The sequence below is a fragment of the Mycolicibacter icosiumassiliensis genome (assembly GCF_900078685.2).
Lineage (GTDB): Bacteria > Actinomycetota > Actinomycetes > Mycobacteriales > Mycobacteriaceae > Mycobacterium > Mycobacterium icosiumassiliensis.
Genome location: NZ_LT546166.1, coordinates 204,142 through 217,919 on the forward strand (window position 1 = coordinate 204,142; position 13,778 = coordinate 217,919).

Here is a 13,778-nt window from a genome sequence, read left to right on the forward strand (position 1 = left end):
CGGAGCGCCGGGTAGCAGGCCCCGGTTCGTCGTCGAGAGGCGGCGGGCTGAGCGGGGTGTCAAGAGCCTCTTTGGAGGGAGCAAGTGCGCGGGCCGTAGTGCCATCAGGTGCGAGTCCTGCAGCCTCGTCATAGTCACAATGGAGGAGCCGAGCCGCTCATTTCACGGCGAAGGCCTATGTCTGTCGAGCCCTGGTCCGGGGTCAGCTCGGCGGGTCCTTCCGGGGTACGGGGAGCGGCACGTGCACATAGTTCGGTCGGGAACAGGAGAGGCCCGTCTGCCTGGCCTGCGTCGGGCGAAGACCAGGGGTATAAGCCGATGGTGAAATCCTCTGGAGGGCAGCGGGAGTCCGATGGGGTCGTAGTACCGCTGATCGGCGTGAGAGACGCGCCGGGAGGGAAGGGCCCCAACTTTGATCACGCGGGCGAAGTAGGTAAGCGTGAGGGCATGATCGGGGTTTCCCGGTCCAATTACCCCGGCGGGTCCCAGCCCGCCGTAGCCGATGAGCCGTTGGTGGTCTCGCCGGTGAAAGTGCGACAACTGCAACGCGCGCTATGGGCTGCGGCCAAGCAGTCTGAGGGTCGGCGTTTCCACGCCCTGTATGACCGTGTCCACAGGGGTGACGTCTTGTGGGAGGCGTGGGAGCGGGTGCGTAAGAACAAGGGTGCGGCCGGGGTGGATCGTGTCACCTTGGCTGCGGTGGAGGACTACGGTGTGGACCGCATGTTGCGAGAGTTGCGCTGTGACCTTCGCACGGGTCGTTACCGTCCGGCGCCTGCGCGTCGGGTGGAGATCCCGAAACCACAAGGCGGTAAGCGGCCGTTGGGGATTCCCACGGTGCGAGACCGGGTGGCTCAGGCGGCGGCCAAGCTGGTGTTGGAACCGATTTTCGAGGCGGACTTCTTGTCGTGCTCGTATGGGTTTCGGCCGAAGCGGTCGGCGACGATGGCGATGGAACGCTTGCGGACCGGGTTCATTGGGGGCTACCAGTTCGTTGTCGAGTTCGATATCGCCAATTTCTTCGGCGAGATCGACCATGAGCGCTTACTCACCGAGGTGAGCAAGCGGGTCTCGGATCGGCGGGTGCTCAAACTGCTGCGATTGTGGCTGCAAGCAGGAGTGATGGTCGAAGGGGGTGTCGAGCGGACGGTCGCGGGCACCCCGCAGGGTGGGGTGATCTCGCCGCTGTTAGCCAACATCTACCTGCACGTGCTCGACACCGAGTTGGCTGCCCGCGGGCTGGGCGAGTTGGTGCGCTACGCCGATGATGGCGTGGTGTTGTGCCGTAGCGCGGTACAAGCCGAGCATGCGTTGGTGGCGGTGGGAGAAATCCTGGCGTCATTAGGGTTGCGGCTGCATCCGGACAAAACGAAGGTAGTCGACCTGCGCGGCGGTCGTGAGGGTCTGGATTTTCTGGGCTGTCACTTCCGGGCACGCATGTCGGGGCGGCTGTGGGAACAAAAGCGCATCGTGCGCTACTACCTGCACCGCTGGCCCAGTCAAACGGCCATGGCCCGTCTTCGTGCCAAGGTACGTGACCGAACCGGCCGCAACCGGGTCGGGTCCGACATCCGTGACGTGATCGCGGGTCTGAATCCGGTGCTGCGCGGCTGGGGTAACTACTTTCGCACCGGTAATGCCGCCGACAAGTTCGTCCAGGTTGACCGGTACGTGTGGTGGCGACTGTTCCGTTTGATGGTTAAGAAGCGGGGCCGCAACCTGCGTGCGGGGCAGGCTGAACAGTGGACTGAAGAGTGGTTCAACGGGCACGGCCTGCACCGGCTTCGCGGCACCATCCATTACCCGAAGGCAGCGTAACCATGTCAAGAAGATCATCGGTAAGCCGTGTGCGGGAAAACCGCACGCACGGATTGAAAGGGGGATGGGGAAACAGGCTCGCACTGCGAGTACTGCGCCCCTGACTACCAATGGCGTCTCCGATTCTGACCGCCGACTTCGCCCGCACCTTCCCCGAACTTGGCCAGCCCTGGCAGGCCGCCACCCCACCGGAACCGACGCTGCTGGTGCTCAATGAGAAGCTGGCTGCCGAACTGGGGTTGGATCCGGCCTGGCTGAAAAGCCCCGAAGGCCTAAAGCTGTTGACCGGTACCAACGTTCCCGACGGCGCCACCCCAGTGGCCCAGGCCTACGCCGGACACCAATTCGGCAACTACGTGCCACTGCTCGGCGACGGCCGCGCCCTGCTGCTCGGCGAACTCGGCGGCGACCATCCACACGACATCCACCTCAAGGGCTCCGGGCCCACCCCGTTTGCCCGTGGCGGTGACGGTTTGGCCGTCGTCGGCCCGATGCTGCGCGAATACGTCATCAGCGAAGCCATGCACGCCCTCGGCATCCCCACCACCCGCTCTCTGGCCGTGGTCGCCACCGGCGCCCAGGTGCAACGCGAGGCCCCGGTCCCCGGGGCGGTGCTGACCCGCGTCGCCGCCAGCCACCTGCGGGTCGGCAGTTTCCAACTCGTCGCCCAGCAGGCCCGCGCCACCGGTGACCTGGGGTTGCTGCGCCGGTTAGCCGATTACGCGATCGCCCGGCATTACCCCGATGCTGCGCAGGCCGAAAACCCTTACCTTGCACTGTTTCACGCGGTCGTCGAAGCCCAGGCGTCGCTGATAGCGCGCTGGATGCTGGTCGGATTCGTGCACGGAGTGATGAACACCGACAACATGACCATCTCCGGGGAGACCATCGACTACGGGCCGTGCGCGTTCATGGAGGCCTATGACCCGGGCACGGTGTTCAGCTCCATCGATCACGCCGGGCGCTACGCTTACGGTAATCAGCCACTGGTCGCACAGTGGAACCTCGCCCGGTTCGCCGAGACCATCCTGCCGCTGCTGGCCGCCACCGAGGAACTGGCCCTGTCAGTGGCGGTAGAAACCCTCGAAGGGTTCATGCCGCGCTATCACGGTCTCTGGTCGGCGGGAATGCTGGCGAAGTTCGGGCTGTCCGGCAGCGTGGAGGCTGCCGCGCTGATCGACCAGGCGTTGGCGCTCATGACCGACAACCAGGTGGACTACACCTCGTTCTTCCGGCGGCTGGCGGCGGCCGGGCGCGGGGACATCGATGCACTGCCCGCGGTGTTCGGCGACTGGCTAGGGCGCTGGCGGGCTATGCAGCCCGACCTCGACGCGATGGACCGTGTCAATCCGATCTACATTGCGCGCAATCACCTGGTGGAGCAGGCGTTGACCTCGGCGATGCGCGGCGACCTCGAGCCGGTGAAGAAGCTGTTGGATGTGATCACCGAGCCCTACCGGCAGCGGGATGGCGTGGCGGAATACGCTGCGCCGGCACCGCCGGAATTCGGGGTCTACCGCACCTTCTGCGGGACGTGAGGGGTCTGGGAGCGCAGCTCGACCGCCTGCTCGCCGACGAGCGCGACCGGGTGTGATCGCCTATCTCGATTCGTCGGTCCTCGCGCGGGCTTACCTGGCGGACGAGGACGGTCATCGGCAGGCAACCGCACTACTGGCCGACCCCGACGTTGCCACCGTGACCGGTACCTGGACCCGGATCGAAGTCTCCGGTGCCCTGGTTCGGGCAGCGCGGGCCGGCCGTGCCGACGAAAAGGGTCTTCTCGCAGCGCTGGATGCGGACTTGGCCGGGCCGGTCCTGGTACTGACTGCGCCGCAAGAGCAGGTGGAACAAGACGCCCTGGAACTCGTGCGCAGGTATGCGCTGCGGGCGATGGACGCCCGGCACCTGGCGGTCGCCGCGCTGGTCGTTCCGCCGCTGCTGGAACCCGGTGAGCAGCGGGGGTTCGCCTCAAGGAACGCTGCGCAGCGAAAGGTCGCCGAACTCCTGGGTTTCATCGCGATCTGACCCGCCGATAGCACCGGCGCTATCCGATCCGAACTCATCGCATGGCCGGGAAATCCGTGATCACTCCGGCGTCGACAACGCGGCCTGATGGGTTCCGTCACCAGCCCGATGCGCGCCATGATGCGCCGGTACGTGCGGGGTCCGAAGTCCGGGCGGCGCGGCGTGGCGGCCCGTTGAACTGCCGTTCTCGCTGATCTCGAAACGCCGCGCCAGCCGCGCCAGCGGGCGAGGCGCCCACCAGTTCCATCTGCCCATCAGGTGCATGAATGCCGGCACCAACACCATGCGGATCAGTGTGGCGTCCGCCAGCACCGCCAAGGTCAGACCGAGGCCGAGCATGCGCATGAACGACACCTGGGCGGCGATCAACGCCGCGAACGAGATCGACATGATCAGCGCCGCGGCGGTGATCACCCGCGCGGTATGCGCCAGCCCCTGCGACACACTCTCGTCGTTGTCGACGCGGGTGCGACCCGAGGCCAGCCAGTACTCCCGGATCCGCGACACCAGGAACACCTCGTAGTCCATCGACAGCCCGAACGAGATGCAGAACAGCAACACCGGCACGTTGGCGACCAACATCCCGGTGGGGGTGGTGCCCAACGCACCCAGATGGCCGTCCTGGAATATCCAGACCAGCGCCCCGAACGCGGCAGCCAGCGACAAGACATTGAGGATCAGCGCCTTGATCGGCAACACCACGCTGCCGGTCAGCAGGAACAGCAGGCCGAAGGTGATGATGGCGATCAGCCCCAACACCGGCGGCAGCCGGTCGGTGATCGCATTGACACTGTCCCGGTTGATCTGCGCCAGCCCACCCATCTGTACCGGCCGATCGGCCGGCGCTGGCTGTCCCGGTTGATCTGCGCCAGCCCACCTATCTGTACCGGCCGATCGGCCGGTACAGATGGGTGGGCTGGCGCAGATCAACCGGGACAGCTCGGCGGCATAACGATCCAACTCCTCGGGCGCGATGCCGTTCGCGTCGCGAACCACGATCGGCACCGCCCGGTCGGAGTCGTCGGCGAAATCCTCACGCAGCGCGTCGCCGACCTGGTGCGCCGACGCGGTTGGCGGCAACACCCGGTCGTCGGGGTAGCCCCACTTCACCCCGAGGAACGGCACTCCGACCGCCACCAGCAGGGTGACCACTGCCAGGCCGATCGGCACCGCGTGGCGGGCCACGAAAGTCGTTGACCGGTACCAGAATCCCTCTTCGATCGGTCGCGCGACGGGCTCCGGGCGCCGCAGCAGCCGCCGAATCGGGCGACGCAGGTTCAGCGCGTCGAGCCGGGGCCCCAGCAGGGCGATCGCCGCTGGAGTGACCACGATCGCCGCGATCGCCACGAACGTCACCGTCGCAACCCCGGCGTAGGCGAACGATTTGAGGAAGTACATCGGGAACAAGACCATGGCCGCCATCGACAGCGCGACCGTGATCGCCGAGAACAGCACGGTGCGACCGGCGGTGGTCATCGTTGCGATCAGCGCTCGATCGGGGGCGACGCCGTCGGCCAGTTCGTCGCGGTAGCGGTTGATGATCAGCAGGGTGTAGTCGATCGCCAGCGCCAAACCCATCGCGGTGGTGAGGTTCATCGCGAAGATCGACACATCGGTGCCCAGCGTGATTAACCGCAGCACCGCCATCGATCCCACGATCGCCAGTCCGCCGAGCGCGACCGGCAACGCCGCCGCCAACAGACCGCCGAAAACCCACACCAGCACGGCGAAGCTCAACGGGATCGCGATCGACTCCATCAGCAGCAGGTCATGTTGATTCTGATGATTGATCTGCGCATAGACCATTGCGCCGCCCCCGGCGCGAACGCTGACCCCGTCCCGATCGTGGGCCACCTCGTCAGCCAGGGTGCGGGCGTAGCGCTGGGCGTCGTTCTCGCCGCCGCGCAGGTTGGCCACGATCAAACCGGCGGAGCCGTCGGTACTGGTGAGCCGGGCGGCCGCCGATGGTGGATCCGTCCACGGTGAGGCGACGTTGAAGACGAACGGCGAGCGCTGCAGCACCCCGGCGATTTCGGTGCCCACCGTGCGGGCCCGCTCGCTGTCGGCGCCCTCGGGCGAACTCACCAGAATCAGCAGCTGCTGGTCACTTTGGCCGAACCTGTCGGTCAACAACTGGGTGGCCTGCGCGGACTCCGAGCCGGGGTCCTGAAAGCCTCCCGCCGACAGGCTGTCGGCCACCGGGATCCCGAACACCGCGGCGGCGACCATCACCAACCCGGCCAGGACGAGGACGCGGCGTGGAGCGGCGAGGGCCAGCAGGGCGATCCGGTGCAGCACGTAGTGACCTTCCGCCTAAATGGTCCACCGCAGGTACCGAAGGCACCTCTACCGACAAGATACGTAGTGGATAGCCCCGCCGTTCAATATTCGCCAGCCGCGCCGCGCCGTTGAACCGCGGCCCTGGCGGCACCGTGACCTCGACATGGACAACACTCCGACCGTGGCCGCCGTAGCCGTGGAATTCCCTTCTCACCAACACCGTCAGGGCGAGGTGATGGCCGCGCCGTCGGACTTCGCCGGCCCCGACTTTCAGCGGTTCGCCACCCACCGCGGTGTCGCCGAACTCGTCCTGGTGGAGTGGTAGGCATGTACTACTTGCTGGTTCTGGCGGTGGGCGTCGAACGACTTATTGAGTTGGTGGTGGCCAAAAACAACGCCCGGTGGGCGCTCGCCAACGGCGGCGTCGAGTTCGGGCACAGCCACTATCCGGTGATGGTCAGCATCCACTCGGCGCTACTGGTCAGCTGCGTTGCCGAGGTGTGGCTGCTGCATCGGCCCTTCATCCCGTGGCTGGGCTGGCCCATGTTTGCGGTGGCGGTCTTGAGCCAGGTGCTGCGCTGGTGGTGCGTGCGCACGCTCGGCCGTCGCTGGAATACCCAGGTGATCGTTCTGCCGGAAAGCCCGCTGGTGCAAGGCGGCCCGTATCGCTGGATCCGTCATCCCAACTATGTGGCAGTGGCACTTGAGGGGTTAGCACTGCCGCTGATCCACACCGCCTGGCTGACCGCGCTCTGGTTCAGTCTGGCCAACGCGGCGGTGTTGCGGGAGCGGATTCGGGTGGAGAACGTCGCGCTGGGGTACCGGTGACCAGCTTCGACACCGATCTGCTGATCGTCGGTGGCGGGCCGGGGGGCCTCGCTACGGCATTATGCGCTCGGCAGCAGGGACTTTCGGTGATCGTTGCCGATCCCCGGGCCAGTCCGATCGACAAGGCCTGCGGGGAGGGCCTGATGCCGGGCGGGCTGGCCGTGTTGAAGTCGCTCGGGGTGGACCCGGTCGGTATGCCGCTGCGCGGCATCAACTATCTCGACGAGCAGCGCCGGGCCGAGGCGCCCTTTCGCGACGGTCCGGGGCGCGGCGTGCGACGCACGACATTGCATGCCGCCATGACCGATCAGGCCAAACGGAACGACGTCGACTGGACGGCGACGAAGGTGGACACCGTGGTCCAAGACGCCGGGGGAGTCACGGCGGGCGGCATTCGGGCCAGATGGTTGATCGCCGCCGACGGGCTGCACTCCGTGGTCCGCCGCGCCGTCGGGATCTCCTGTTTCGCAGGCACTCCGCGGCGCTACGGGCTGCGCTGGCACTATCAGGTACCGGCCTGGTCTGAGTTCGTGGAGGTGCACTGGTCACGGTGGGGCGAGGCCTACGTGACGCCGGTAGAGCCGGGCCTGGTGGGCGTGGCCATCTTGTCGCCGCAGCGCCCGCAGCTCGACTGGTTTCCGTCCCTGACTGCCCGCCTCGCCGATGCTCAACGCGGCCCCGTTCGCGGCTGTGGCCCTATGCGGCAAGTGGTTTCGAGCCGCGTCGCCGGCCGGGTGCTGCTGGTCGGCGACGCCGCCGGCTACGAGGATGCGCTGACCGGTGAGGGCGTCAGCCTGGCCATCAAGCAAGCGGATGCCGCTGTGACAGCGATTGTCGAGGACAACCCGATGTCCTACGAACGCGCCTGGCACTCGATCACTCGCCGCTATCGACTGCTCACCCGAGGTCTGGTGCTGGCCAGCGCGTGGCAGCCGGCCCGACGGGCTGTGGTGCCCGCCTGTTGTGCGCTGCCGGCGGTGTTTGACCGCGCGGTGCATCTGCTGGCGCATTGAGTGTCCGCACTGAGGCGCTACTCGATGGCGGACAGCACCATCTGGGTGGAGCCCCGGGAGCCGATGCTGATGCGCACGGCGCCATCGGGATAGTTCCGCACCCGCAGTCCGCTGTCGGCGAAGATCTCGCTCCAGCACCGGTCCGTCGCCGGCAGGTAGACAAAGTTCGCGTGGGAATCGGTGGTGTACACACCGGATGCTCGCAGCCGGGCGCGCAGGTAGCTGCGTTCGGCGACGATATGGGCGATGCGTTGGTCCAGTTGTGCTTCGGCCTGATAGGAAGCGGCCACCGCCACCGTGCAGCCGGCGCTGATGCCGAACGGCAGCTGCATCGACCACAGCAGACCGGCCAGCTCCGGTGCCGCCAGCGCGTAGCCGATGCGTAGCCCGGCCAGACCGTAGGCCTTCGAGAAAGTGCGCAGCACAACCACATTCGGGAAGCGCGCAATGAGTCTCGGGACGTCGATGCGCTGGCCAGGGGCGACGAATTCGATGTACGCCTCGTCGAGCAGCACGATGGTGTCGGCAGGAACGTCCGCAAGCAGCCGTTCGACATCGGCGACGGTCTCCAGGGTGCCGGTCGGATTGTGCGGGCGGCATAACACCACCACCCGGGCATCCCTGGCCGCCTGGGCCATCGCGGTCAGGTCGAGATGTCCGTAGCTATCCAGGGGCACGTCGACCGCGGTCAGCCCGGCCATCTGGGCAAAGGCGGGGTAACCCTCAAAAGTGGGGGTGCTCAGTACGATCCGCTCGCCAGGAGCCGCCAAGGTCTGCAACACCCGCATGGCGAGCCCGGATGCCCCCGGGCCAAGCGCCACGTTGTCCTCGGTTACCCCGGCATGGTCGGCCACCATGCTGCGCAGCCGGATGGGCAGGAATTCCGGATAGCGGTTGGCCGTTCCGACGAAGTCAACCAGCGCCGCACGCACCGCCGGCAGCGGCGGCAGCGGGTTCTCGTTGAGCGACAACGCGCACGGGTCGACGGCCAGTGGGAGTGCGCTGCCAAGATGTGTCGCAGCTGAATCCGTTTGCGCCGCTGAGGTCATTGTGGGCGTCCGCCCCATCGGATGGCCGCCGCACCGGCGAAGTCGCCGGCGTGTGCGAAGCCGGCCATCACCACCACCTCGCCCGGCTGCAGGCGGTTCTGGGTTATCGCCCGATCCAGGTTGATCGGTATGCCGGCACCGAACAGGTTGCCGCACTCATCAAAGGTGTCGACGTGCCGTGATTCGGGCACTTCGAGCGCTTCGCGCCAATTGCGCAGGAAGACCCGGTTGGGCTGGTTGGTGACAAACAGTCCGATATCCGAGGCGGACAGGCCGTTGCGATGACAGACCGCAAGCGCGACCTCGGGAACCTGCCGGTTGCCGCGGGCGAGCACCTTGGTGATCTTGTCTTCGGTGAAACCGATGTAGGCGGCACCGGGCCCGGGCTGCCACCACTTGCGGGGCGGGTCGGTGTTGTAAGTCATGTCGCCGGCGTACTGGCCGTAGGTGCGGCATTCGACGTCGATGATGGGCGATTGATCTGATCGGGTCAGCAAGCCGACGGCGGCGCCGTCGCCGGGAACCGCCGCCTGCGACTTGGGGCGCACGGCGGGCTGATCGAAGACTTGCCCGGCGGCATTCTGCGCGATGGCGATCAACGCGCTTTGTCCGGCGCCGGCCGCCAACAACTGCCGGGCCACGCCCAGCCCCAACACGAACGCGGCGCACCCGCCGTTGTGCAGATCCAGCACCGTGGACGGTCGCATGCCCAACCGGTGGGCGATGCCGCCGCCGGCGCCGCAGAACGGAATGTCCGGCAACTGGGTGTGGGTGATCAGGACCTCGACGTTTTCGATGACGTCTCGACCGTGGCGCTCGATGATTCCCTGCGCCGCCTGCTCGATCATGTCGGCCGCGGTCTCGTCGGCGCCGACGTGATGGCGGAATCGGGGCGCGCGGAACATCAGATTGTCACGCAGCGCATCGGATTCGGCGAACTCGCTGTAGTAGTCGGCGCCGATGGGTTCGCCGGGAAGATAGCTGGAGACGTCGATCAGGCTGACCGCTGATTGGTTCATGATCGCCTCACTGCATCCAGGACGGGGTGACCGGCAGGCCGTTGTGGTGCCGGTATTCCGCGATCGCCTTCAGGTTCTTCAGTTCCAGCAGGTGGCCGGCACTGAACATGTCCCAGAAGTCGCCGACCCACACCGGGCGCTGCGGCGGGGCGGTGTCCGGATAGGGGTTGTGGTCGTAGAACGGGTGGTGGCAATTGGTCCACAGCACAACCGATCCGGGCTTGTTCAGCACGACCTGGGCGTCGACGATCCGGATCAGGTAGATCATCCACAGGTGGTCGGGCTGATCCCAGGCGCAGTGGTAGTCCACCGTGAGGGCTTGCCGGTTGGAGACGGTACGGGTGTAGATCTTGGTCTCCGAACCCAGTCGGTCGTAGGCGAGCCAGAGGCCTGATTCGTCGGTGGGGGTGAAGCCACGCAGGCTGTAGGTCCACTCTTCCAGGCATCGCGTATCGGAGAGGTAGTCGAACAATTCGTCTGGCGGACAGTCGATGTAGTCGTTGACGGTGCAGTAGTCGCCGAACACCACATCGTGGGGGTAGACCGAATGCATCATCTCCATGATGATCGGGGTGGCAACCTCCCGGGGACTGGTCTCTACCCGGACTAATCCGTCGATGGGTCCGGGCGTACCGCTGTGGATGCTGATATCAGCGAGGGCTGGCAGCGACATCGAGTTGATCCTCCTCGTCGGTTGGAATTTTGCCGTTATGACTTACTGGGGCAGTGTTTTTCGGTGAAGCATCGGCAGAAAGGAACGGCGCGAACGGCGGAATCTCGTCGGCGGCGCACTCGACGCTGATCACCGAGGGCCCTGCACGATCCAACGCCGATGCCAGGGCCGCGTCGAAGGTGTCGGCGTCGTCCACGTCGATCGCGTTGAGGCCCGGGAACATCGACGCCAGGCCGGCGCCGAGGTAGCTGGGGGTGAAGCGGTTGTAGCTGTAGAAGCCCTCGTAGAACAACTGCTCGCGGGTGACGCACATGGCGTGAGCGTTGTTGTTCAGCAGCACGAACAGCACCGGAAGCCGGTACTGCACGGCGGTGTGGATCTCCATGCCGTGCATGAAGAACGCACCGTCCCCGGCGATCACCACTGTGCGCCGGCCGCGGCCCAAGGCCATCCCGATCCCGGCACCGAAGCTGTAGCCCATCCCGCCCATCCCCAGCGCGACCAGGAAACGCCCGTCGCGTCGCGGCGCCAGGTAGTGGATGGCCGCAGCGCCGGTATTGCCCGCATCGACGACGATGTCGGTCCCGGCAGGCAACGCGCGGTCCAGCACGGCCATCGCATCGCGGTAGCGCACTCCCGGGCCGGTGTAGGGCGGGGGAGTCAATTCGGTGCGCGGCACCGTCTCGGGCACCCGCAGCCGCCTGGGGCGCCCGGCTCCCGAGAGCTCCCGGCAGATCGACTGCAACGACACCCGCAGATCGGCCGTCTGTACGTGTGTACACGGAACATACGGCGGCGCTGAACCGATCGACACCGTGCGGATGGAGCTCAGCGCCGCCTCGAGGCCGGCGCGGGCGGTCATCGTCAACCGGGTGCCCACCACCAGGCACACCGCACTGCCGGCTAGTGCCTCGGCGACCGAGGGGTGACCCATGATGCCGGCCACGCCCAGTGCCGACGACAACCCCAACCCTGATGTGCCCGAAACATCTTTGGCGTCGGGGACGCATGCCACCCGTGCCCGCAGCAGTGCCCGCAGCTTCTCGAGGTCGGTGCGGGCGTCGTCGCGGGCCACCTGCTCGCCGGCGATGATCGTGACCGGTCCCTGGGCGTTGCGCAGCGCGTGGATGACCGGATGTGGATCGCTGATCACGACGGGGTCGCCGCCAGCGTCGTCGCCGTTGCGGGACGAGCTGGCCGTCACGAAGGCCTGCTGAACATCCTTGGGCAGCAACAGTACGGCGGGTCCGCCGCTGCGTGCCGCGGCGATCGCACGAGGCAGGGCAGCCACGATGTCTTTGGGGTCGGTCACCCGCTCGCAGAAGACCGACACCGCCGAGAACAAGGCCTGCGCGTCGAGTGCACCGTTGTGGCCACTGGTGTCTTGGAAACTGCCTCGACCGTCCAAGGTGCTCGGGGCCTGGCCCACCAGCGCCAGCACCGGAACCCGGCTGGCCAATGATTCACCGAGTCCGGCAACCAGGTTCAGGGCACCCCCACCCGACGTCGCGGCCACCACACCCAATCCGGCACCGCTGCGGCTGTAACCGTCGGCCATGGTGGCGGCCGAGAACTCATGCTTGGCCAGCACCGCCGTGATGTCGGGACGGAAATACGCCGCGTCGTAAAGATCTTCGATATTCGCGCCATCGACGCCGAAGATATGACCGACTCCCATTGCCGCCAGCCGGGCGACGATGAAATCGACTACGGAAGCGATCCTGGACATCTGCCCGCCTAACTCGTGACGATGTCATTGACACGGATGCGGCCGGGCATTAGTTCACAGCGTGCGCTCCAGCAGGACCTGGCCGTTGTCCGCTGACACCACTTGGACCGAGGCGATCTGATCTGACGGTGTCGAGATGCTGCCTGCCGGTGTCGCGGTGTGTCCGGGTTCGGCAACCCAGGTCGCCAGCCGGGTCTGGCTGCCGTCGCGGCCGACCACCACCAGCGCCAAGGTGTCGTGGTGCGCGTTCACCGGCGCCAGGCAGACGCAACTCAAATCGATGTAGCTGCCCCAGGATTCGTCCCGGACCGCGACCGTCGATGCGAGCGCGGTGGTTCCCACCTGGGCCATCGGCACCGCATCGGGGTGTGGGGACGGTGTCGTCGATGAGCCGATGCCGAGCAGGACGCAGATCCCGAGCACGGCGGCCGCAGCAGCGGAGGCCGTCCACGTCACCAGCCGGGTACGCCGGCGCCGTCGCTGCACTTCGGTCAACAGGGCCGGCAGCAGATAGGACGGCGGGGGCGGCTCGGTGTCGGACTCGGTGATCGCAGCCACACAGTTGCCGTCGAGCTGCGACAGCAGCGCCGGTACGCCACTGATCTCGGCGACGGCATTGCGGCACTGCGAGCAGTTGGCCAGATGCCCCTCGAATTCGCGGCGGTCGGCCGCCGACAACGAACCGAGCACATAGGCGGCATCCCACATGGCGTAAGGGTGCTCACTCTCGACCGGCCCGCAGGCCGAGCCGAATTCCCGCGGCGACGTCATCGTGTCACCCCCATCTCCTGCAGGGCGAGTCGCAGAGCCCGCACCGCGTAGTGCAGGCGCGATTTCACCGTTCCCTCGGCGATCCCGAGGTCTTGGGCAGTCTGCCCGGTGCTCCATCCACGGTAATAGGACCGTTCGATCACCGCCCGGTGCTCCGCCGACAGGTGGGCCATGGCGTCGGCGATCAACATTCGGTCCAGGGCGGTGTCCACCTCGTCGCGGGTGGGTTGCTCGGGCGCGGTCGACTCGTCGAGCGTGGCGACGACGTTGCGGTATTGGGCGCTGCGCCGTTCGTCGATGATCATGTTGCGGGCCACGGTGCACATCCAGGCCCGTGGTGATCGCTCGGTGTCGCCGATGACCTCTGGATGCTGCCAGGCGCGCAGCAGGGTTTCCTGCACGACGTCTTCGGCGCGGCTGGCGTCACCGGTCAGGCGCAGCGCGTAGCGCCACAGCACCATGGCGTGCTCGTCGTACAGCGCTTTCATCAGCGCGGCTTCGTGGTCCGGCGGTATGCCAATACGAGGCAAGGTGATCACCTCCTGCCTAATGACACGACGACGGCACCCATCG

General features: G+C 66.7%; 13 protein-coding genes. 6 read left to right on the plus strand and 7 right to left on the minus strand.

Annotated elements, in window-relative coordinates:
- Positions 1-447: 447 nt before the first annotated feature.
- The 3 genes from ltrA (at position 448) to BN4346_RS24635 (ending at position 3,843) form a co-directional block, all read left to right on the plus strand.
- Positions 448-1,818 carry a group II intron reverse transcriptase/maturase gene (gene ltrA, locus BN4346_RS24625; protein WP_067966998.1) on the plus strand — a complete coding sequence of 457 codons (1,371 nt, stop codon included), beginning with the start codon at positions 448-450 and terminating at the stop codon, positions 1,816-1,818.
- Positions 1,819-1,928: 110 nt separating this feature from the next.
- On the plus strand, positions 1,929-3,356 hold the full coding sequence (locus tag BN4346_RS24630; RefSeq protein ID WP_067967002.1) for a protein adenylyltransferase SelO: 1,428 nt from the start codon (positions 1,929-1,931) through the stop codon (positions 3,354-3,356).
- A gap of 52 nt (positions 3,357-3,408) precedes the next feature.
- Positions 3,409-3,843, plus strand: a complete 435-nt coding sequence (locus BN4346_RS24635; protein ID WP_067967004.1) for a type II toxin-antitoxin system VapC family toxin — start codon at positions 3,409-3,411, stop codon at positions 3,841-3,843.
- A 60-nt stretch (positions 3,844-3,903) separates the two neighbouring features.
- On the opposite strand, the gene BN4346_RS24640 is transcribed toward BN4346_RS24635, so the two are convergent.
- Positions 3,904-6,141 (minus strand): MMPL family transporter, encoded by a 2,238-nt coding sequence (locus BN4346_RS24640; protein ID WP_067967007.1) that lies wholly within the window; start codon positions 6,139-6,141, stop codon positions 3,904-3,906.
- Between the two features lie 145 nt (positions 6,142-6,286).
- On the opposite strand from BN4346_RS24640, the gene BN4346_RS47505 reads away from it, so the two are divergent.
- The 3 genes from BN4346_RS47505 to BN4346_RS24650 are packed head-to-tail and all read left to right on the plus strand — an operon-like array spanning position 6,287 to position 7,964.
- Positions 6,287-6,448, plus strand: a complete 162-nt coding sequence (locus BN4346_RS47505) for a hypothetical protein (RefSeq protein ID WP_154677537.1) — start codon at positions 6,287-6,289, stop codon at positions 6,446-6,448.
- Between the two features lie 2 nt (positions 6,449-6,450).
- Complete coding sequence (locus BN4346_RS24645) at positions 6,451-6,951, plus strand: isoprenylcysteine carboxyl methyltransferase family protein (protein ID WP_067967010.1); 501 nt, start codon at positions 6,451-6,453, stop codon at positions 6,949-6,951.
- The gene (locus BN4346_RS24650) at positions 6,948-7,964 is read left to right on the plus strand and encodes an NAD(P)/FAD-dependent oxidoreductase (RefSeq protein ID WP_067967013.1); all 1,017 of its coding nucleotides are present in this window, start codon (positions 6,948-6,950) and stop codon (positions 7,962-7,964) included. The genes BN4346_RS24645 and BN4346_RS24650 overlap by 4 nt, the downstream gene beginning before the upstream one ends.
- Positions 7,965-7,981: 17 nt before the next feature.
- Here BN4346_RS24650 and BN4346_RS24655 read toward each other — a convergent pair whose 3' ends face one another.
- Genes BN4346_RS24655 through BN4346_RS24680 form a run of 6 tightly spaced genes read right to left on the minus strand, consistent with a single transcriptional unit; the run spans position 7,982 to position 13,693 of the window.
- A complete protein-coding gene (locus BN4346_RS24655) occupies positions 7,982-9,013 on the minus strand; it encodes a pyridoxal phosphate-dependent aminotransferase (protein ID WP_067967016.1) in 1,032 nt (343 codons plus the stop codon).
- Positions 9,010-10,032, minus strand: coding sequence for a 3-oxoacyl-ACP synthase III family protein (locus BN4346_RS24660; RefSeq protein WP_067967019.1), 1,023 nt, complete (start codon positions 10,030-10,032; stop codon positions 9,010-9,012). Before BN4346_RS24660 ends, BN4346_RS24655 begins: the two co-directional genes overlap by 4 nt.
- A 7-nt stretch (positions 10,033-10,039) precedes the next feature.
- Complete coding sequence (locus BN4346_RS24665) at positions 10,040-10,705, minus strand: hypothetical protein (RefSeq protein ID WP_067967022.1); 666 nt, start codon at positions 10,703-10,705, stop codon at positions 10,040-10,042.
- Positions 10,683-12,434: a thiamine pyrophosphate-binding protein gene (locus BN4346_RS24670; protein ID WP_067967024.1), complete on the minus strand. Its 1,752-nt coding sequence runs from the start codon at positions 12,432-12,434 to the stop codon at positions 10,683-10,685. The genes BN4346_RS24665 and BN4346_RS24670 overlap by 23 nt, the downstream gene beginning before the upstream one ends.
- A gap of 54 nt (positions 12,435-12,488) precedes the next feature.
- Positions 12,489-13,205 (minus strand): anti-sigma factor family protein, encoded by a 717-nt coding sequence (locus tag BN4346_RS24675; RefSeq protein ID WP_067967029.1) that lies wholly within the window; start codon positions 13,203-13,205, stop codon positions 12,489-12,491.
- Entirely contained in the window at positions 13,202-13,693 is a 492-nt protein-coding gene (locus BN4346_RS24680) for a sigma-70 family RNA polymerase sigma factor (protein WP_067967564.1), read from the minus strand. The genes BN4346_RS24675 and BN4346_RS24680 overlap by 4 nt, the downstream gene beginning before the upstream one ends.
- Between the last annotated feature and the right edge of the window lie 85 nt (positions 13,694-13,778).